This window comes from Methylobacterium sp. E-025 (assembly GCF_022829705.1).
Classification (GTDB): Bacteria; Pseudomonadota; Alphaproteobacteria; order Rhizobiales; family Beijerinckiaceae; genus Methylobacterium.
In genome coordinates, this window is sequence record NZ_JAKSYR010000142.1 from 20,940 (window position 1) to 40,250 (window position 19,311).

The following is a 19,311-nucleotide window of genomic DNA, read 5'->3' on the forward strand; positions in this document are numbered from 1 at the left end:
CCCGAGACACCCGCCCCGACGACGCGACCCGCGCCGCCCGCCCGCCCTTTCGAACGAGCCGACCATGCACGCCCCGCCCCCCGGAACCGACGCGCAGCCCACCCCCACCGAGGCGGAGGCGGCCCGCGCCCGCCTCGACCGGATCGCCCGCACCGCGCAGGAGCCGGTGCGCCCGACGCCCGAGGGGGCCCGCGCCGCGGACGCCCTGCGCCAGCGCCGGCACGGCGCGGGCCGGCGCGAGGGCTTCCGCCTCGGCTGGGGCGGCTGGCTCGTGGTCGAGCTCGTGGCCATCGCCGCCATCGCCGGCATCTACCTGGCCTGGCCGCCGACCGCCGCCTGCCGCGAGCAGGAGGCGACGTTGGGCTTCTTCGCCGGCGACACCCTCGGCAAATGCATCCGCCGCGGCGTCGCCGCCCGCATCGACGACGTCGACCAGCGCCTCAAGATGGCGGTGCGCCATTCGGGGCATTGACGCGCCCGGTCGCGGCTCACACGGGCAGCGGGCTGTCCGTCTTGACCTCCTCCATCACCGCGTAGGTGCGCGTCTCCTTCACGCCGGGCAGGTCGACCATGACCTGCCCGAGGAAGCGGCGGTAGGCGGCCATGTCCTTCACCCGGGCCTTGAGCAGGTAGTCGAAGCCGCCGGCCACCATGTGGCATTCCAGGATCTCCGGCACGCGGCGGACCTCCTGCGAGAAGCGGTCGAACACCGCGCCGGTGGTCTTGTCGAGCAGCACCTCGATGAACACCAGCAATCCCAGATCGAGCATCGCCGGATCGAGGCGGGCACCGTAGCCGGTGATGTAGCCCGCGCGGGTCAGCCGCTTCAGGCGCTCGGCCGTGGCGGTGGGCGAGAGCCTGAGCCGCTCGGCGAGGTCGACGGTGGCGATGCGCCCGTCCTGCTGCAGGATGCGCAGGATGGCGGCATCGGTCGAATCGGTGGTCTTCACGCGCAGAACGCCATTCCGATGGGGAATCCGCCGGTCTTCGACGCGACCCACGGATTTTAGCACCGCGCCGCCGCGGCTACAAAGTGGTCCGTGCCCGGCCGGCGGCCGGCGGCCGGCGGCGGAGGGAGGCGGGGTCTGCCATGTCGATCGTGTCGTCGTCGATCGTGTCTTCCCCTCGGCCCGTCGTGCCCGCCCGCCCGTCCTTCACGGATCTCGCCGACGACCTGCCCGCGTCGTCGCCGCTGCGCGCGGCGATCGTCGCGGCGCACCGGCGCCCGGAGGCGGCGTGCCTGGCGCCGCTCCTCGACCGCGCGCAGCTTCCGCCCGAGGCGGCGTCGCGCGTCGCGGCGACGGCGCGCGGCCTGGTCGCGGGCCTGCGGCGGACGGCGAAGCGGGGCGGCGTCGAGGGCCTGATCCACGAATACGACCTGTCGAGCCAGGAGGGCGTCGCCCTGATGTGCCTCGCCGAGGCCCTGCTGCGCATCCCGGACGCGGCGACCCGCGACGCGCTGATCCGCGACAAGATCGCCCCCGGCGACTGGCGGGCCCATCTCGGCCACAGCCCCTCGCCGTTCGTCAACGCGGCGACCTGGGGCCTGCTGGTGACCGGCAAGCTCACCGCGACGACGCGCGAGCGCGGCCTGTCCGCGGCCCTGACGCGCCTGATCGGGCGGGGCGGGGAGCCGTTGATCCGCCGGGGCGTGGACCTCGCCATGCGGTTGATGGGCGAGCAGTTCGTGATGGGCGAGACCATCGCCGAGGCCCTGCGCCGGGCGCGCCCCAACGAGGCGAAGGGGTTCGCCTATTCCTACGACATGCTCGGGGAGGCCGCGGCCACGGAAGCGGATGCCGCCCGCTACCAGGCCGCCTACGCGGCGGCGATCCATGCCATCGGGCGGGAATCGGCCGGGCGGGGCGTCATCGGGGGGCCGGGCATCTCGATCAAGCTCTCGGCGCTGCACCCGCGCTACACGCGGACGAAGCGCGCCCGCGTGCTCGCGGAGCTGATCCCCCGGGCGAAGGCGCTGGCCGTGCTGGCCAGGGGGTACGGCATCGGCCTGAACATCGACGCCGAGGAGGCCGACCGGCTCGACCTCTCCCTCGACATCCTCGAGGCGCTGGCCACCGACCCGGACCTCGCGGCCTGGGACGGGCTCGGCTTCGTGATCCAGGCCTACGGCCGGCGCTGCCCCTTCGTCGTCGACTGGCTCGTCGACCTCGCCCGCCGGAGCGGCCGCCGCCTGATGGTCCGGCTGGTGAAGGGCGCCTACTGGGACGGCGAGATCAAGCGGGCGCAGGTCGAGGGGCTCTCCGACTTCCCGGTCTTCACCCGCAAGGCCCACACCGACGTGTCCTACCTCGCCTGCGCCCGGATGCTGCTGGCCGCGCCGGACGCGGTGTTCCCGCAATTCGCGACCCACAACGCGCAGACCGTGGCCAGCATCCTGGAGATGGCCGGCCCCGGCTTCCGGCCCGGCGACTACGAGTTCCAGTGCCTGCACGGGATGGGCGAGCCGCTCTACGCGGCGGTGGTCGGCCCGGGCGGGCTCGACCGGCCGTGCCGGATCTACGCCCCCGTCGGCACCCACGAGACCCTGCTCGCCTACCTCGTCCGGCGGCTCCTGGAGAACGGCGCGAACGCTTCCTTCGTCAACCGCATCGCCGACGCCTCCGTCTCGCTCGACGACCTCGTCGCCGATCCGGTCGCGACGGTGCGGGCGATGCGCCCGCCGGGGGCGCCGCACCCGCGGATCGCGGCCCCGCGCGACCTGTTCGGCGCCGGGCGGCCGAACGCGGCCGGGCTCGACCTGAACGACGAGGCCGTGCTCGCCCGGCTCGCCGCCGACCTGCCGGCGCGTGCCGCCGCGGATTGGGCCGCCGTCCCGTCCGGGCGCTCTGCCGCGGAGGCCCGCGACCCGGTCCTCAACCCTGCCGATCGCACAGACGTGGTGGGCCGCGTGCGCGCGGCGGAGCCCGCCGACATCGCCCGCGCCCTGGCGGCCGCAGCGGCGGCGGCCCCGGGCTGGGCGGCGACGGCGCCGGCCCTCCGCGCCGGCCTGCTCCGCGCCGCCGCGGACGCCTTCGAGGCGCGGATGCCGGTCCTGCTCGGCCTGATCGTGCGGGAGGCGGGCAAGTCCCTGGCGAACGCCGTCGCCGAGGTGCGGGAGGCGGTGGACTTCCTGCGCTACTATGCCGGCGAGGCCGAACGGGTCTGCGGCCCGGAGGCACGGCCCCTCGGCCCGGTCGCCTGCATCGCCCCCTGGAACTTCCCCCTCGCGATCTTCACCGGGCAGGTCGCGGCCGCCCTCGCGGCCGGCAACCCCGTGCTTGCCAAGCCGGCCGAGGAGACCCCGCTCGTCGCGGCCGAGGCGGTGCGGCTGCTGGGCGAGGCCGGGATCCCGGCGGGGGTGCTGCATCTCCTGCCCGGTGCGGGCGCGGTCGGCGCGGCGCTCGTCGGCGATGCCCGGGTCCAGGGCGTGATGTTCACCGGCTCGACCGCCGTCGCCCGCCTGATCCAGCGGACGCTGGCGGACCGCCTGACCGCGGACGGGCGGCCGGTGCCGCTCGTCGCCGAGACCGGGGGGCAGAACGCGATGATCGTGGATTCCTCCGCCCTGCCCGAGCAGGTGGTGGCGGACGTCCTCGCCTCCGCCTTCGATTCGGCCGGCCAGCGCTGCTCGGCCCTGCGCATCCTGTGCCTGCAGGAGGAGATCGCCGAGCGGACGCTCGCCATGCTGCACGGGGCCCTGCGCGAGCTCGCGGTGGGCGATCCCCGGCGCCTGTCCGTCGACGTCGGCCCGGTGATCACCGCCGAGGCGGCCGAAGGGATCTTCCGCCACATCGAGACGATGCGGAGCCGGGGCCACGCGATCACGCAAGGGGGCGAGAACCCGCAAGGGCGGAAGGATCCGGCCCTGGACGCGGGCAGCTTCGTGCCCCCGACGGTGATCGCGATCGACCGGGTCTCGGACGTGGAGGCCGAGGTGTTCGGGCCGGTTCTCCACGTGCTCCGCTACCGGCGGGACGACCTCGATGCCCTCGTCGACGCCATCGACGCCACCGGCTACGGGCTGACCTTCGGCCTGCACAGCCGGATCGAGGAGACGGTGACGCGCGTCCTCGACCGGATCGGGGCGGGCAACGTCTACGTCAACCGCAACACCATCGGCGCCGTCGTCGGCGTGCAGCCGTTCGGCGGCACGGGCCTGTCCGGCACGGGGCCGAAGGCCGGCGGGCCGCGCTACCTCCGCCGGCTGATGACGCGCCCGGCCCCGTCCTGGGCCGATGCCCCCGCCGACGCGGCCCGGTCCCCGGCCGAGGCGGTCGTCGATCCGGTCGCTCGGGCCTACATCGGCTGGCTCCGGCAGCGGGGCCACGCCGAGGTCGCGTCCCGGGTCGAGCGCGATCTCGCCCGGATGCCCGCGCTGACCGAATCGGTGCTGCCGGGCCCGGTCGGCGAGCGCAACAGCTACGGCCTCCGCCCGCGCGGCCCGATCGCGGCGCTCGCCTCGGACGAGGCGGGAACCCTGCGCCAGCTCGGCGCGATCCTGGCCACCGGCCAGCGCGCGGTGATCGCGGCGGAGCGGGCGTCGTCGGGCCTGCTCGACGGCCTGCCCGCGGCGGTCCTGCGGAGGATCGTCCCCGCCGAGGATCCCGCGGGCGCCCCCGGCCTCGGCGGGGTGCTGCACGCGGGCGGGCGGGCCGATCTCGCGGGGCTGGTCCGCCGGATCGCCGAGCGCGACGGGCCGATCCTCACGATCCTGTCGATCCCCACGGCCTCCGATCCGGAGGCGGGTTACGAGCTCTCGGACCTGTTCGCGGAACGCACGGTGTCGATCAACACGGCGGCGGCGGGCGGCAACGCCAGCCTGATGGCGCTCGACGCATGATCCCATGCGATCCGGCAGCGCCCGTGCCGGGATCGGCGCCGACGAAAAAGGCGCGCCTCTTGGCAGAGGTGCGCCCTGAGTTGGTTCCGGTCTCGTGAAGGAACCCGGGTGGGATACGGGGTCGGCGCGGCGCGGGCAAGGTCTGGTCGGCGATATGCCAGCAGTGTGGCCGTGTCATCGAAATGTAACTTGGGTTAAGCCGGAGCCGGAGCGCGGGCGGCCCGTCGCATGAAGGAACGAACCCATGGCATCGATGCAGGAGATCGCGGCGACGATGCGCAGCGTCGTCTCGCCCGGGATGACGCCGAAGGCGATCCGCGCGGCCATCCGGGAGAAGCACCCGGAGGCGAGCAAGAAGGAGATCGTCCGCGCCGCGTTCTACGCCCTTGCCGAGGCCCCGGCCGCGGACGGGGACGCGTCGGCGGATCTGCACGGCTTCGCCCTGTCCGAGCGCGGCGCCGACGAGGAGGCCGACGCGGTCGTGACGGTGCGCAAGCGCAAGCGGAAGAAGCACGCGCCCGCCGCGGCCGCGATCGCGCCGGCGCATTGAGGCCGAGGGCTGCGGGCCCTCCGAGGGGCGGGACCGTCGGGCCGACACGCGGTCTCGCGACGACGACGCGGCGCCGGCTCGCCCGTCCTCACGTCAGCATGGAGGTCAGCAGCGCGCGCAGCTGCGCCGGCTTGATCGGCTTGTGCACCAGCTCGGCGCCGAGGGCCGCCGCCTCGGCCGCGATCTCGGGGGCGTGGTCGGCGGTGGTGACGATGACGGGCAGCGGCGCGGTGCGCCCTTCCCGGAGCAGGGCGGCGACGTCGAGCCCGCGGGCGCCGTCGTCGAGGTGGTAGTCGAGGATCAGGATGTCGGGCGCGAGCGCGCCCGCGCGCAGGGCGGCCGCGACGCCGGCGGGATCGCGGAAGGTGGCGACGCGCGCATCCCAGTTCCCGAGCAGCCGCTCGAGCGCGTCGGCGGTGGCGGCGTCGTTCTCGACCACGACGACGCGGGCGCCCGAGAGCCGCGTCGCCACCGGCCCGGGCCGCGCCGCGGGCTCGGACGCGGCCGGCACGGCGCTCGGGGGCAGGGTGAGCGACACCCGCGTGCCGCGCCCCGGGCGGGAGTCCAGCGCCAGCGGGTGGTCGAGCGCCAGCGCCAGGCGCCGCACGATCGAGAGCCCGAGGCCGAGGCCCGGCCCGTCGCCCTCGGCGGCGCGCGGCGGCGTCCCGGCGCCGTTCGCGCTGCCGCGGTAGAACTCGTCGAACACCAGCGCGTGCTCGTCGGCGGCGATGCCGCAGCCGGTATCGATCACGTCGACCCGGACCGTGCCGGCGCGGCGGCGCGCGACCAGGGCGACGCCGCCGGACGCGGTGTAGCGGATCGCGTTGGAGAGCAGGTTCTGCAGGATGCGCCGCAGCAGGATGCCGTCGCTCGACACCGCCAGCTCCGGGCTGCGCACCACCAGGCGCAGGCCCCTGCGCGCGGCGAACGGCGCGAAGCTCGCCGCCAGCCCCGCCAGCAGGTCGGGCAGCGGCACGGGCCGCACCTGCGGGTGGACGATGCCGGCATCGAGCTTGGAGATGTCGAGCAGGGTCTTGATCAGGTCCTCGATCGTCTGCAGGCCGCGCTCGACCTGGGCGCCGATCAGGCTCGCCTCGGGCCCGAGCGGCAGGTCGGCGAGCGCCGAGATCGAGAGGCGGGCGGCGTTCAGCGGCTGCAGCAGGTCGTGGCTGGCGGCGGCCAGGAACCGGGTCTTGGAGCGGTTGGCGGTCTCGGCCTCCTCCTTGGCCGCCACCAGCGCCTCGTTCGAGCGCTCGAGGCGGTGCATCAGCGCCGTCAGCTCCTCGGTGCGGGTGCGGACGCGGCCCTCCAGGGTGATCGCGGTCTGGAACAAAGCATAGGCGCCGCCGCGCTGGTCGGTGCTGCGCTCCACATGCGCCATCAGCGCGGCGTTGATCCGCTCGAGCTTGGCGATGCGCCGGCGCAGGGACGCCTCGCCCTCCAGGCCGGCGTCGTGCAGGGTCACGGGAGCGCCGGCGGGGCGGGCGTCGCCTCCGCAGGCCCTTCGCTCGCAAGCCCTTCGCTCGCAAGCCTCTCGTCCGCGGGCCTTTTGCCGATGGCGATGCCGGTCAACGTCTGGTTGAGGTGCATCGCCCGGTACTGCTCGCCGTAGGTCTCGAAGCCGACCATGTCGTAGCGCCGGTAGAGGTCGGCGATGCCCTGGCGCACCTGCCGGCTCTCGGCGTCGAGCCGGCGCAGCACGCATTCGAAGCCGATGATCAGGTCGACGCCGCCGAGCGCCCGGTCGAGCCGGGCGAGCTCCGCCCGGGTCGAGGCGACGATGTCGCGCGGCTCGGCCAGCGTCAGCACCACGCCCTCGTCGATGGCGCAGAAGAAGCTGAGGGAGCCGTCGGCGTTGAGCCGCCGGATCGAGCGGCAGAAGTATTCGCCGCCGACCTTCACCGCGAGCGGGTAGGCGGCGAAGCTCATCGGCGTCAGCCGCTCGGGGTCGAGCCCCACCGCCATGGCGTATTCGCGCGCGGCCGGCTCGGCGTTGAGCTCGTAGACGGTGCGCGACTCGCCGTCCGAGGCGGTGACCACGAACTTCACGTCGGTCGGCTCGAAGTTGTCGCTCTTGAAGATCTGCACCGGAAAGTCGCTCTCGACGAGGAGCAGCACGGCGGCGTTGCGGTGGATCGCGCCGCCGTGCAGCAGCACCGCGTCGCGGAAGGTGAGGTCGTCGCCGGCCGAGCCGCCGACCAGCGGGATGCCCTCCAGCGCCCAGGCGATGGCCGAAACCACGGTCTCCTCGGCGTTGGCGAGCCCGTCGATCAGCGAGAGCGCGAAGCAGCGGGTCGGCTGGGCGTGGTCGGGCCCGTGCGGCTCGAGCCGGCGGCGCAGCGCCCGCACCGCGCCCGCGGTGCGCTCGACGTCGAGGTGGTCGATCGCGTCGAGCACCGTCGAGACGATGCGGAAGCCGTCCGCCGGGAACGCGATCGCCACCAGGCCGCGGTCGAGCCCGCCGGCCGGCGCGATCCCGCCCGACATGGTGCAGCCGGAAATCTCGGCCCGCGGAAACGCCTCGGCCAGCCGCCGGCTCAGGTTTTCGGGGTCGTAGTCGGGGGAGAAGAACACCAGGAGCTGGGCCGCGTCGGCGCCGACCGCCCGCGCGATCTCGGCGACGGCCTCCCCGGCGGAGCCGCGCTCCGTCCACGCCGTCCTGATGCCGCACAGATGCGTGCGCATCTGCGTTCCCTGTGCCACGCCCCGCCCCCGATCGCCGTCGGCCCCCGGGTTGGTCCGCAGGCGGCACGCGCGAGTATGTGGCGGGCAACCGAAACGTGCAACCAGGGCGGAATCGCGCCCGGCACGGCCGGAATCCGCGCGGGCCGACGCGGGCATGCGGATCTCGCGGCATCGGAACGGCCGACCCGCAAAAGGGTCGCTCCGCAACCGACGCGCCGGCGTGGCCGGGCGGCTACATAAATCGCGCGGCGGATGCGGCTAAACCGGGGCCATGCCCGGACGCCACCGCCTTCAGAACGTCATCGAGAGCGCCATCGACTTCGCCGTCATCGTCACCGACCCGGAAGGCGCGGTGACGGAGTGGAACGCGGGGGCGGAGACCATCTTCGGCTGGCCCCGCGAGGCGGTCGTCGGCGGGTCGTCGGCGCGCATCTTCACCGCGGAGGACCGGGCCGCGGGCTGCGTCGAGCGGGAGATGCGCGCCGCCCTCGCCGAGGGCCAGGCGAGCGACGAGCGCTGGCACCTGCGCCGGGACGGCAGCCGGTTCTGGGCCTCCGGCGCGCTGATGCCGCTGCGCGACGAGGACGGCGTCCACCAGGGCTACGTCAAGATCGTCCGCGACCGCACCCAGCAGCACGAGGCCGGCGAGCGCCTGCGCGCGACGCAGGACCGCTTCAGCACGCTCCTGGAGACCATCGAGACCGCCTTCGCCATCGTCGAGGTGCGGTTCGAGGGCGAGCGCCCGGTCGATTACCGCTTCATCGAGGCGAACCCGGCCTTCGAGCGCCAGGCCGGGGTGAACCTGCGCGGCAAGTGGGTCACCGAGTTCGCGCCCGACCTGGAGCGGTTCTGGTTCGAGACCTACGGCCGCGTCGCCTGGACCGGGGAGCCGGCGACGTTCGAGAGCTATGCGGAGGCGTTCGCGCGCTGGTTCGACGTGCGCGCCGTGCGGGTCGGGGATCCGGCCGAGCGGCAGATCGCGATCTTCTTCAACGACGTCACCGAGCGCAAGCGCGCGGAGGAGCGCCTGCGCGTCAGCGAGACCCTGGCGCGCGAGAATGCCGAGCGGGTGCAGCTCGCCCTCGAGGCCGGCGCGATCATCGGGACCTGGCACTGGGACCTGCCGACCGACCGGTTCACCGTCGACGAGGCCTTCGCCCGCAGCTTCGGCCTCGACCCGGCGCTCGGCCGCACCGGCATCCCGCTCGCCCAGATCGTCGCCACCGTCCACCCCGACGACCAGGTCGGCCTGGCCGCGGCGATCGACGCGGCGATCCGGAAGGGCGGCGCCTACGCGCACCAGTACCGCGTGCGCCGGACGGACGGGCGCTACTACTGGATCGAGGCCAACGGCCGGGTCGAGTGGGCCGAGGACGGCACCCCGTCGAGCTTCCCCGGCGTTCTGATCGACGTCGAGGAGCGCCGCGCCGTGCAGGCGGAGCGCGACCGGGCGGCGGCGGCGCTGCGCGCCCTCAACGAGACCCTGGAGCAGCGCGTCGCCGAGCGGACGGCCGAGCTGATGCAGACCGAAGCGGCCTTGCGGCAATCGCAGAAGATGGAGGCGGTGGGCCAGCTCACCGGCGGCCTGGCGCACGACTTCAACAACCTGCTGGCCGGCATCTCCGGCGCGCTGGAGCTGATGCAGAGCCGGATCGGCCAGGGCCGGTTCGACGACCTCGAGCGCTACATGGGCGTGGCGCAGGGGGCGGCCCGCCGCGCGGCCGCGCTGACCCACCGCCTGCTCGCCTTCTCGCGCCGGCAGACGCTGACGCCGAAGCCGACCGACGTGAACGGGCTGATCGGCGGGATGGAGGAGCTGATCCGCCGGACCATCGGCCCCGAGATCGCGCTGGAGCGGGTCGGCGCGGCGGACCTGTGGCCGGCACTGATCGATCCGGGCCAGCTCGAGAACGCGCTGCTGAACCTCTGCATCAACGCCCGCGACGCGATGCCGAACGGCGGCCGCATCACCATCGAGACCGCCAACTCCCGGCTGGACCGGGCGGCCGCGACCGCGCACGACATCCCCGAGGGCGAGTATCTCGCGGTGTGCGTGACCGACACCGGCACCGGCATGCCGCCCGAGGTGGTGGCCCGGGTGTTCGAGCCGTTCTTCACCACGAAGCCGATGGGCCAGGGGACGGGCCTCGGCCTGTCGATGATCCACGGCTTCGCCCGGCAATCGGGCGGGCAGGTGCGGATCCGGTCCGAGCCCGGCCGGGGCACCGCCGTCTGCCTGTACATGCCGCGCCACCACGGCGAGGCCGACGGCGACGACGGGGCGCCCGTCCCCGCCGAGGCCGCCCGTGCCGAGCAGGGCGAGACGGTGCTGATCGTCGACGACGAGCCCTCGGTGCGCATGCTGGTCACCGAGGTGCTGGAGGATCTCGGCTACACCGCGATCGAGGCGGCCGACGGCGTCGCCGGCCTGGCGGTGCTGCAATCGGACATGCGCATCGACCTGCTCGTCACCGACGTCGGCCTGCCCGGCGGCATGAACGGCCGCCAGATGGCGGACGCGGCCCGCGTCGGCCGGCCCGACCTCAAGGTGCTGTTCATCACCGGCTACGCCGAGACCGCGATCCTCGGCCACGGCCACCTCGACCCCGGCATGGAGGTGCTGACCAAGCCCTTCCCGATGGACGCCCTCGCCACCCGCCTCAAGGCGCTGATCGCCGGGCGGTAGGGGCTCTGCCGGCGATCCGAGGGGCTGCGACCCTTTGCGGACGCTGGAAAGGTCCGCTCGGGGCGGATCGGCGCGCGCAAGGCAACGCAACGCTTTGATCAGGTTCTTGAGGCAGTCTTGCCGCCTATCGAGACCGATAAGCCAAGAGGCCGGACGAGAACGATGCGGATTGTATCAGGCGGCGACGAGGAAGCCAGGACGATCCAGCTGTCGGAAGTGCTGGGTGCCTTGAGCCACGCCCTCGACCTGACGGAAGGTCAGCCCGTCGGGCATTGCGTGCGCGCGACCTGGATCGGCTTCCACATCGGCCGCGAGATGGGCCTCCCGGACTTGCAGCTCTGGGAACTCTACCACACGGTGATGCTGAAGGATCTCGGGTGCTCCAGCAACGCCGCGCGCATCTGCGAGCTCTATCTGTCCGACGATCTCAGCTTCAAACGCGACTTCAAGACGGTGAGCGACAGCCTGCCGAAGGTGCTCGGCTTCGTCTTCTCTCATACCGGCCTCAAGGCCGGCCTCGCCGAACGCTTCCGTGCCGTGCTCAACATCCTGCAGAACGGCGGAGCGATCACCGACGAACTGATCCAAACCCGCTGCCAGCGCGGTGCCCAGATCGCCCGGCAGCTTCGCTTCCCCGCGAGCGTTTGCGAGGCCATCCACGCGCTGGACGAGCACTGGAACGGCGGCGGCAGACCGGACCGCCTGGTCGGCCCGGGGATCCCGCTCTACGCACGGATGGCGTTGCTCGCTCAGGTCGTGGACGTGTTCCACACGGCAGCCGGCCCCGCGGCCGCGATGGCCGAGGTGCGGGCGCGCTCGGGCACATGGTTCGATCCTCAGATCGTCGCCTGCTTCGAAGCGGCCGCATCCGAGCCCGGCTTCTGGGATACCCTGGCCTCGGATGAGGTCGAGGAGGCGGTGTTCGCGTTGGCACCGGTCAGCCCGATCGTCGTTGATGAGGACTACCTCGACGACATCGCCCGTGCCTTCGCGCAGATCATCGACGCCAAGAGCCCGTTCACCTCCGGCCATTCGGAGCGGGTTGCCGTCTACGCCGACATGATCGCGGCCGAGCTTGGCTACACGTCGGAGCGCCGCCGCTGGCTGAAGCGGGCTGCGCTGCTTCACGACGTCGGCAAGCTCGGGGTCTCGAACGCGATCCTCGACAAGAACGGCAAGCTGGATGACGCGGAGTGGCGGGACATGCGCAATCACGCGTCCCTCTCCGAGACCATCCTGACCCGCGCGGCCGTGTTCCATGAGATGGCCCGCATCGGTGGCGGACACCACGAACGGCTGGACGGGAAGGGCTATCCGCGCGGCTTGAGCGGCGACGCGATCGAGCCCGAGACCCGCATCGTCTCGGTCGCCGACGTGTTCGACGCGCTGACAGCCGACCGGCCCTACCGGGCGGCCATGTCGCTCGAGAAGGCGCTCGGCATCATGCGCGCGGATCTCGGCACTGCGTTCGACCCGATCTGCTTCGCGGCGCTGGAGCGTGCGCTCGCCTCGATCGAGGGCGATCTTGCGCGGGCGGCTTGAGCGAGCCGCCTCTCGGCGAACCCTCCGACTACCGGATCAGGATCATCTTGGAGGCCCTGCCGTCGGCACGAGGTGATGCGTCTCCCGACGCCGAGACGATGAGCGTGCGCACCACCCAACCGCAGGCGGGCGAACCCAAGGCCCGGAGGAAAAGCCAATTGAGGCCGCGGGTCAGCATGATCTGAGCTTTCTGATGTTGGCTTGCGCTGAAGGCGTCGGCTGAAAAGTCTGGCACCCGCCGTGTGAGTTCATCATGCAGCATCCGGCAGGACAGGGTGATAGCAAAGTCGATCGCATTTGATGCAACCGGAAGTACAACTTCTAGGAGTGCAAGTCTTCGATCGCGCTGACCGTCCGGAACGCCGCCTTCGTCGGCTTTCGAAAACCACCGACGTCGGCGTCGAGGGCGTGGTCGGGTCCGACTCCGGACGTCTGCTTCCGGGGAAAACGCCAGGGGCCGCTTTCCATCCGATCCGGTCGCAGAGCGGACCGGCCGATCTCGGCCCGTGCCGGCCGTGCGGACAAGCATCCGCCGGTGTCGGAAGCCGCCGTCATCGACCGGCTTGGCCATTCCGCCTCGGGGCTGGGAGGCGGCCCGGGCCGGCGGTCGGAGGTTCGGCAGCGTGCGCCCGCGCGCCGCCGCGATGACGTCGGGCGCGGGGATGTCGACCCATGCGCCACCGCCGGTGTCGGCGTCCGCTTCGAGCCAGTCGCCCACGATCCGGTAGCCGAGGGTGTAGCCGAGCCAGCGCGGATACCGTCCTGCCCCGAAGAACCAGGCGCGGTGGTCGTGCCCGGCGCCCGCGAGCGTCGCGTCGTCCGGCAGGTTGGCCGCGAGTTCCGCGTCGGTCACCGCGCATTCCCACGGCTCGGGCGGCGAATCGAACAGGTGGCCGACGAACCGCCCCGCCAAGCCTTCGCTCACGAGGGCCTCGCCGAGCGTCCAGCCGTAGCCGGGCCCGGCCATGCGCATGCCGTGGTGCGCCTCGTGCGCGACGGTCCGGCGCAGATCCCCGTCACGCAGCGCGCGGGCGAAGTTGGGGTTGCCGGGGTCGAGGGTGTGGGAGAACAGGCCGGGGCGCACCGCCCCTCCCGTCGTGCCGGTCTCCGGAATCACCGCGCCGGGCAGGCGCTGCCGATCGCGTCGCGGCGAACCGCCCTTCGACCGGCAGCCCAGGCCGGCGCCCGGACCGCACGGTCCCGACGCGACCCGCCGGCCGTGCGGCCCCGTCGCCCGGCGCGCCCGCGCGCGGTGTGCGCCCCGTCACCGCGTCGTCCCGGGCCGCCGCCTAAGCCAGGCCGGATGAGCATCAGCATCCACGACGTCAGCGTCCCGGTCTTCGTCCACGCGCTTGGCAACATGAGCGCGTGGCTCGACAAGGCGGCGGCGGAGAAGCCGGAGGCCGACCTGCTCGGCCGGCGGCTGGCTCCGGACATGAAGCCGTTGCCGGCCCAGTATCAGATGGCGTCCGACAGCGCGAAGAACGCGGTGGCCCGGCTCGCCGGGATCGCGGCGCCCGCGATGCCCGACGTCGAGGCGAGCTTCGCCGAGCTCAAGGCGCGCTGCGCCCGGACGATCGCCTTCGTCGAGGGCGTCGATCCGGCGGCTCTGGCCCTCGGCGCGGAGCGCGCGGTGGAGCTGACGTTCCCGAACGGCATGGGATACCGCTTCAGCGGGCAGGGCTACCTCACCGGCTTCGCGCTTCCGAACTTCTTCTTCCACGTCACCACGGCCTACGGCATCCTGCGGGCCGCCGGGGTGAGCCTCGGCAAGCCGGATTTCCTGCAGCATCTCGGGCCGCCGACCCTCCACGCCGCGAAGTAGCCGCGCGGGCTCCCCGGCCCGAACCCGATCCCCGGGATCGGGGGCGCGCGGGATCGCGCCAACGCCTGTGACGATGTCGCCCGGGCCGTTTCGGGGCGGCGCGTGAGCCTTCGCGCCGCCGGCGCGTTCACGGCCCGTGTCCGCATCCGAACGGGAGCCCCGATGTCGAGCCTGGCCGAGCGAAAGGCGCGCCTGATCGTCCACGGCGATCGGCCCTACAACGCCGAGCCGCCGCTCGCCCGGTTGCGGGCCGCCTACCGGACCCCGGCGGAGGACTTCTACGTCCGCTCGCACGGCGACCTGCCGGACCTCGACCCCGACACCTGGCGTCTCGCCGTCGAGGGCGGAGACGGTGCCGCGCGGGCGCTTTCGCTGCACGACCTGCGGACCCGCTTCCCGCAGGTCACGGTCACGGCGACGCTGCAGTGCGCCGGCAACCGGCGCGCCGACATGCGGGCGGTCGCCCCGGTCTCGGGCGACCCGTGGGATGCCGGGGCGATCGGCACGGCCGCGTGGACGGGCGTGCGCCTCGGCGACCTCCTGCGCGCGGCGGGCGTCACCGAGGGCGCGGACCTCCACGTGGCCTTCGAGAGCCACGACCGGGTGGACGGCCGCCCGTACGGCGCCTCGATCCCGCTCGCCAAGGCGATGGCGCCCGAGACCCTGCTCGCCTACGCCATGAACGGGGAAGCCCTGCTGCCCGAGCACGGCTTCCCGGTCCGCGCGGTGGTGCCGGGATTCGCCGGCGTGCGCAGCCCCAAATGGCTCCGGCGCCTCGCCGTGCGGGATCGCCCGTCCGACAACCCGATCCAGGCCGAGGATTACAAGCTGTACCCGCCCGACGTCGGCGCCGAGACGGCGGACCCGGCCCGGGGGCACACCATCGACACGATGCCGCTGAACGCCGCGATCTGCGAGCCGGAGCGCGGCGCCGCCCTCCGCGCCGGTCGCACCAGGGTTCGCGGCTACGCGGTGAGCGGCGACCGGGCCATCGTGCGCGTCGACGTCTCCGGCAACGGCGGCCGGTCCTGGCGGCAGGCCGACCTGGAGCACGCGGCCGGCGCGCCGTTCGCCTGGACGTTCTGGGCGGTGGAGCTCGATCTGCCGCCGGGCGAGCACGAGCTCGCGGTCCGCGCCTGGGACGCCGCCGGCCAGACGCAGCCGGCGCTGCCGGACGACACCTGGAACCACAAGGGCTACCTCTGCGCCTGCTGGCACCGTGTGCGGGTGAGCGTCGCCGCAGCGCGCATCGATGGCGCGATCCCCGGGGCGCACGACTGATGCGGGGTCTCATGGGTCAGGACCCATGAGGTCCGGCGGACGACCGCCGCCCCGCAGTCGCGGGGGCCAAGCCGCGATGCGTCACGCTCGGCGAGGCTTGGCATGAGGCGGGTCGCGAGCCGGCGGGCGCGCGACGGGCGCTCCCGAGGCGTCCGCCCCGCGGGCATCCACCGGCGGCAAGTCCCTTTCGCGGCTCGGGGTCGGCCCGACCCGTGACGCGGTCGTGGCGCGGACTACCGCGCCTCCGGAGCGTCGCTTCCCTCGATCAGCCGGGCGTACTCGGTCTCGGCCAAGCCGTAGCCGTCCCCCGCCACATCGAGCAGACGCTCGCGGTCGATGATCTGGACGTGGCCCCGGCGCTTGCCGACGAGGCCGTCCTTCTCGAGAACCTTCATCGCCATCGTCACGCCGGGCCGTTCGACGCCCAGCATCAGCGACATGAACTCCTGCGTGACCGTGATGTCGTCGCCCTCGCCGCGATCGTGACACATCAGCAGCCAACGGGCGAGGCGGGTCGGCGTACCGCCGCGGGCGTTCGCGAACGCGGTCTGCGCGGTCTGGATGGTTTGGGTCTGGATGTATCGGTGCAGGAGGCTCCGTAGGGCGGGGCGTCGCTCCACTTCGGCGCGCAGGTCGGGCACATCGACCGTCAAGACGTGCCCGGCCGCCTGCACGAAGTGGGTGAACGGGCTGCGGTCGTCGTCGAGCAGGACCGGGGCGGCCCCGACCAAGCCTTCGCGGCCGAGCAGCCCAATCTCGATGCGGCCGCTGGGCGCATCGGAGGTGACGGAGACAATGCCCGCCTCCACGAAGTGGACGCTCGTGATCTGCGTGTTGGCCGAGATGAGCACGCGCCGGAGCGGGATCGCCTCGGGACGCAGCGCAGGCGCCAGGGCGGCGAAGTCCTCCGGAGGCAGCGCGCGCAGGAGGCGGTTGCGCAGGGCGGGCTGCTGGAGATCTGCCACGTGTGCTCTCGCGTTGCGGGCAAGAGCACACGCTGTCCCTCAATCGTCAGCGCCCTGAAACGAGCCGACCACCGAGAATACATGGTGCGCGATACATAGATCAGCAATCGCTCCGAGCCGTACCATGGACATCAATCAGGTGGAATTCCCGGATAAATCGTCATATTTTTACTTATCGAGCGTGATCCGATTCTCCACCCAAGGGAGAGGTGCCGAGCAATCCGCGTGATCTTACTGCTTCTCCGCCCGCAGCATCTCGCGGGCGAACGCGAACACCGCGTCGCGCCCTTTCGGCGATTTGATCGCCAGCCAAGTCTGGATGAGCAGCGAGGCATCCTTCGGGTAGCCGGCGTTGGACTGCTCGAAGAATGAGTCTGGGGAGCAGCCGAGCATCAGCGCGAGCTGAGCGAGCGTCTCGGAACCGCTGACTTCAGGGGCCATGTCGGTCCCCTTAGGTGACGGCATATCCATCCTATTCCCTCGTGTATCCGTCTCTAGCTCGACGGGAATGCATCTTAGCATTGCAGAGGGGGTAGTAAAATCGTAAATAATGTACAAAAATAGAGACAGGTACAGCTCTGTAAAAATTTTACATTTTATCTTCCCGTGCAGGAAGGAAATGCTTGTGGATCACACGCCTGATCTGAAAGCGGTCGCCGACGCGGTCATGGCCGCGCATGCCGTCATCGACGAGCACGGCACGCACGAGATGAAGACGATGAGTCGGATGCTCCTGTTCACGGTCGGCAAGGCGATCGCCCAGCGCAGCCGGCCTGCGCGCGAACCGCAAGATCTCCGAGGCGACGAGGTCGGGTGACCTCGGGGCGAATCGCGGCGTAGGAACACGTCGATGTCCCGATCGCGTTCCGCATTCGATGGGGCGACGCGTGCGATCCGGCCCAGGGCTTCCGGTCGTCTCGCCGGCGACCGCTGCGCGAAGGCATGCCGCGCCGGCCTTCGCCTAGGCCGGCGCGCGCGGGCGCGGTAGGCTCGCGGCGTTCCGCCGTCGCGAGCCCTGAGGACCCCGCATGCGCCTCGATCCTGCCCTGGCCGCCCGCATCGCGGCTTCCGTCGCGGACGGGTTCGCCGACCAGGTCGCCCACACTCAGGCGCTGGTGCGGTTCGGCTCGACCCGCGGCGCCGAGCACGCGATCCAGGATTTCGTGTTCCGCGGCTTCCGCGCGCGCGGCTACGCCACCGAGCGGTTCGGCATCGACGCCGCCGCGGTCGAGGCCCATCCCGGCGGCGCCAAGGTCGCGGCCGGGCATTCCGAGGCGCCGGTGGTGGTCGGCATCCACCGGCCGCGGGACGAGCGCGGGCGCTCGCTGATCCTCCAGGCCCATGTCGACGTGGTGCCCCCCGGGCCGCTCGATCTGTGGACGCACCCGCCCTTCGATCCGGTGATCGCCGGCGACTGGATGTACGGGCGCGGCGCCGCCGACATGAAGGCGGGGCACGCGGCCAACCTGTTCGCCCTCGACGCCCTGCGCCGCATCGGCCTGCAGCCGGCCGCCACCGTGACGATCCAGTCGGTGGTCGAGGAGGAATCCACCGGCAACGGCGCGCTCGCGGCGCACCTGCGCGGCTACCGCGCCGACGCGGTGCTGATCCCCGAGCCGATGGACGAGGCCCTGGTGCGGGCCAACACCGGCGTGCTGTGGTTCACGGTCGAGGTGCGCGGGCGCCCGGTGCACGTGCGCGAGATGGGGGCCGGCGCTAACGCCATCGACGCGACCTACCGGGTGATCGGCGCCCTGCGCGCGGTCGAGGCGCGCTGGAACGCCGACCGGGCCGGCCGGCCGCACTTCGCCGAGGCCGAGCACCCGATCAACCTCAATATCGGCCGGATCGAGGGCGGCGACTGGATCTCCTCGGTGCCGGCCTGGTGCCGCATCGGCTGCCGGATCGCGCTCTATCCCGGCCTCCGCGCGGCCGACGCCGCCGCCGAGATCGAGGCGGCGGTCGGCGCCTTCGCCCGCACCGACCCGTTCCTGTCGGGCACGCCGCCGCGGGTGAGCTTCGACGGCTTCTTCGCCGAGGGCTACGTGCTGGAGCCGGGCTCGGACGCCGAGAACGTGCTCGCCGCCGCCCACCGCGCGGCGGTCGGGACGGCGCTCACGAGCGTCATGTCACCCTGCTACCTCGATACCCGGGTGCACGCCCTCTACGAGCGGGTGCCGGCCTTGTGCTACGGCCCGCGGAGCGAGAACATCCACGGCTTCGACGAGCGCGTCAGCCTCGCCTCGGTCCGGCGCATCACCACGGCGATGGCGCTGTTCGTGGCCGAATGGTGCGGGACCGAGCCGGCCTGATCCCGCCCGCGGTCAGGCCGCGCGCACGGTGGCGAGGAAGCGCCCGACCTCGGCGGCGAGGTGCTCGGACTGGCGCGACAGCTCGGACGCCGCGCCGAGCACCTGGGTCGCGGCCGCCCCGGTCTCCTCGGCGGCGCCGGCGACGCCGGTGATGTTGCTGGTCACCTCGGCCGTGCCCATCGCCGCCTGGCCGACGTTGCGCACGATCTCCTGGGTCGCCGCGCCCTGCTCCTCGACCGCCACCGCGATCGCGGTGGCCACCGCGTTGATCTCGCGGATGCGCCCGGTCATCCCGCCGATCGAGGCGACCGCCTGACCGGTCGAGGCCTGGATCTGCGCGATCTGGCCCGAGATCTCGCTCGTCGCCCTGGCGGTCTGCTCGGCCAGGGCCTTCACCTCGGAGGCGACCACCGCGAAACCCTTGCCGGCCGCGCCGGCGCGGGCCGCCTCGATGGTGGCGTTCAGGGCCAGCAGGTTGGTCTGGCCGGCGATGTCCGAGATCAGCCCGACCACGGCGCCGATCCGCGACACCGCCGCGCTCAGCTCCTGCACCCGGGCGCCGGTCTGGTCGGCCTCGCGCACGGCCAGATGCGCGAGCTCGGCCGAGCCGCCGACCTGCCGGCCG

The 19,311-nt window shown here is 72.9% G+C and carries 16 protein-coding genes; 9 read left to right on the forward strand and 7 right to left on the reverse strand.

Features of this window, described 5'->3' with window-relative positions:
* Nucleotides 1-64: 64 nt before the first annotated feature.
* Complete coding sequence (locus MKK64_RS21720) at nucleotides 65-472, forward strand: hypothetical protein (RefSeq protein ID WP_243937210.1); 408 nt, start codon at nucleotides 65-67, stop codon at nucleotides 470-472.
* A gap of 16 nt (nucleotides 473-488) precedes the next feature.
* On the opposite strand, the gene MKK64_RS21725 is transcribed toward MKK64_RS21720, so the two are convergent.
* Entirely contained in the window at nucleotides 489-950 is a 462-nt protein-coding gene (locus MKK64_RS21725; protein ID WP_243937212.1) for an Lrp/AsnC ligand binding domain-containing protein, read from the reverse strand.
* A gap of 140 nt (nucleotides 951-1,090) precedes the next feature.
* Here MKK64_RS21725 and putA point away from each other — a divergent pair, with 140 nt between their 5' ends.
* Nucleotides 1,091-4,840, forward strand: a complete 3,750-nt coding sequence (gene putA, locus MKK64_RS21730) for a trifunctional transcriptional regulator/proline dehydrogenase/L-glutamate gamma-semialdehyde dehydrogenase (RefSeq protein WP_243937214.1) — start codon at nucleotides 1,091-1,093, stop codon at nucleotides 4,838-4,840.
* Between the two features lie 244 nt (nucleotides 4,841-5,084).
* Nucleotides 5,085-5,390 (forward strand): hypothetical protein, encoded by a 306-nt coding sequence (locus MKK64_RS21735; RefSeq protein ID WP_243937223.1) that lies wholly within the window; start codon nucleotides 5,085-5,087, stop codon nucleotides 5,388-5,390.
* An 88-nt stretch (nucleotides 5,391-5,478) separates the two neighbouring features.
* Here the strand turns inward: MKK64_RS21735 and MKK64_RS21740 are convergent, their stop codons facing one another.
* Together MKK64_RS21740 and MKK64_RS21745 are read right to left on the reverse strand one after the other, a co-directional pair.
* Nucleotides 5,479-6,855 carry a hybrid sensor histidine kinase/response regulator gene (locus MKK64_RS21740; protein ID WP_243937230.1) on the reverse strand — a complete coding sequence of 459 codons (1,377 nt, stop codon included), beginning with the start codon at nucleotides 6,853-6,855 and terminating at the stop codon, nucleotides 5,479-5,481.
* The gene (locus MKK64_RS21745; protein ID WP_243937232.1) at nucleotides 6,852-8,075 is read right to left on the reverse strand and encodes an FIST N-terminal domain-containing protein; all 1,224 of its coding nucleotides are present in this window, start codon (nucleotides 8,073-8,075) and stop codon (nucleotides 6,852-6,854) included. Before MKK64_RS21745 ends, MKK64_RS21740 begins: the two co-directional genes overlap by 4 nt.
* A gap of 271 nt (nucleotides 8,076-8,346) precedes the next feature.
* Between MKK64_RS21745 and MKK64_RS21750 the strand changes: the two genes are divergently transcribed.
* Together MKK64_RS21750 and MKK64_RS21755 are read left to right on the forward strand one after the other, a co-directional pair.
* Entirely contained in the window at nucleotides 8,347-10,761 is a 2,415-nt protein-coding gene (locus MKK64_RS21750; protein WP_243937234.1) for a PAS domain S-box protein, read from the forward strand.
* 162 nt (nucleotides 10,762-10,923) lie between these two features.
* On the forward strand, nucleotides 10,924-12,303 hold the full coding sequence (locus MKK64_RS21755; protein WP_147728367.1) for an HD-GYP domain-containing protein: 1,380 nt from the start codon (nucleotides 10,924-10,926) through the stop codon (nucleotides 12,301-12,303).
* A gap of 28 nt (nucleotides 12,304-12,331) precedes the next feature.
* Here MKK64_RS21755 and MKK64_RS21760 read toward each other — a convergent pair whose 3' ends face one another.
* Nucleotides 12,332-13,420: a DUF2268 domain-containing putative Zn-dependent protease gene (locus MKK64_RS21760; protein WP_313898930.1), complete on the reverse strand. Its 1,089-nt coding sequence runs from the start codon at nucleotides 13,418-13,420 to the stop codon at nucleotides 12,332-12,334.
* Nucleotides 13,421-13,606: 186 nt separating this feature from the next.
* Between MKK64_RS21760 and MKK64_RS21765 the strand changes: the two genes are divergently transcribed.
* Together MKK64_RS21765 and MKK64_RS21770 are read left to right on the forward strand one after the other, a co-directional pair.
* On the forward strand, nucleotides 13,607-14,128 hold the full coding sequence (locus MKK64_RS21765; protein WP_243937244.1) for a DUF1993 family protein: 522 nt from the start codon (nucleotides 13,607-13,609) through the stop codon (nucleotides 14,126-14,128).
* Between the two features lie 162 nt (nucleotides 14,129-14,290).
* On the forward strand, nucleotides 14,291-15,409 hold the full coding sequence (locus tag MKK64_RS21770; protein ID WP_243937246.1) for a molybdopterin-dependent oxidoreductase: 1,119 nt from the start codon (nucleotides 14,291-14,293) through the stop codon (nucleotides 15,407-15,409).
* A 233-nt stretch (nucleotides 15,410-15,642) separates the two neighbouring features.
* Here MKK64_RS21770 and MKK64_RS21775 read toward each other — a convergent pair whose 3' ends face one another.
* Nucleotides 15,643-16,374: a Crp/Fnr family transcriptional regulator gene (locus MKK64_RS21775; protein ID WP_243937247.1), complete on the reverse strand. Its 732-nt coding sequence runs from the start codon at nucleotides 16,372-16,374 to the stop codon at nucleotides 15,643-15,645.
* A 231-nt stretch (nucleotides 16,375-16,605) separates the two neighbouring features.
* A complete protein-coding gene (locus MKK64_RS21780) occupies nucleotides 16,606-16,815 on the reverse strand; it encodes a hypothetical protein (RefSeq protein ID WP_243937249.1) in 210 nt (69 codons plus the stop codon).
* 184 nt (nucleotides 16,816-16,999) lie between these two features.
* Here MKK64_RS21780 and MKK64_RS21785 point away from each other — a divergent pair, with 184 nt between their 5' ends.
* Together MKK64_RS21785 and MKK64_RS21790 are read left to right on the forward strand one after the other, a co-directional pair.
* On the forward strand, nucleotides 17,000-17,191 hold the full coding sequence (locus MKK64_RS21785) for a hypothetical protein (RefSeq protein ID WP_243937251.1): 192 nt from the start codon (nucleotides 17,000-17,002) through the stop codon (nucleotides 17,189-17,191).
* A gap of 211 nt (nucleotides 17,192-17,402) precedes the next feature.
* On the forward strand, nucleotides 17,403-18,686 hold the full coding sequence (locus MKK64_RS21790; protein ID WP_147843007.1) for an ArgE/DapE family deacylase: 1,284 nt from the start codon (nucleotides 17,403-17,405) through the stop codon (nucleotides 18,684-18,686).
* Nucleotides 18,687-18,698: 12 nt separating this feature from the next.
* On the opposite strand, the gene MKK64_RS21795 is transcribed toward MKK64_RS21790, so the two are convergent.
* Nucleotides 18,699-19,311 (reverse strand): methyl-accepting chemotaxis protein (locus MKK64_RS21795; protein ID WP_243937253.1); only part of this gene is annotated, 613 nt, incomplete at its 5' end.

What these genes read in the sequence shown, in the direction of transcription:
- MKK64_RS21755 (WP_147728367.1), top strand. Translation starts at nt 10,924, where the DNA reads ATGCGGATTGTATCAGGCGGCGACGAGGAAGCCAGGACGATCCAGCTG.
- MKK64_RS21765 (WP_243937244.1), top strand. Translation starts at nt 13,607, where the DNA reads ATGAGCATCAGCATCCACGACGTCAGCGTCCCGGTCTTCGTCCACGCG.
- MKK64_RS21770 (WP_243937246.1), top strand. Translation starts at nt 14,291, where the DNA reads ATGTCGAGCCTGGCCGAGCGAAAGGCGCGCCTGATCGTCCACGGCGAT.
- putA (WP_243937214.1), top strand. Translation starts at nt 1,091, where the DNA reads ATGTCGATCGTGTCGTCGTCGATCGTGTCTTCCCCTCGGCCCGTCGTG.
- MKK64_RS21745 (WP_243937232.1), bottom strand. Translation starts at nt 8,075, where the DNA reads ATGCGCACGCATCTGTGCGGCATCAGGACGGCGTGGACGGAGCGCGGC.
- MKK64_RS21780 (WP_243937249.1), bottom strand. Translation starts at nt 16,815, where the DNA reads ATGGCCCCTGAAGTCAGCGGTTCCGAGACGCTCGCTCAGCTCGCGCTG.
- MKK64_RS21790 (WP_147843007.1), top strand. Translation starts at nt 17,403, where the DNA reads ATGCGCCTCGATCCTGCCCTGGCCGCCCGCATCGCGGCTTCCGTCGCG.
- MKK64_RS21720 (WP_243937210.1), top strand. Translation starts at nt 65, where the DNA reads ATGCACGCCCCGCCCCCCGGAACCGACGCGCAGCCCACCCCCACCGAG.
- MKK64_RS21735 (WP_243937223.1), top strand. Translation starts at nt 5,085, where the DNA reads ATGGCATCGATGCAGGAGATCGCGGCGACGATGCGCAGCGTCGTCTCG.
- MKK64_RS21750 (WP_243937234.1), top strand. Translation starts at nt 8,347, where the DNA reads ATGCCCGGACGCCACCGCCTTCAGAACGTCATCGAGAGCGCCATCGAC.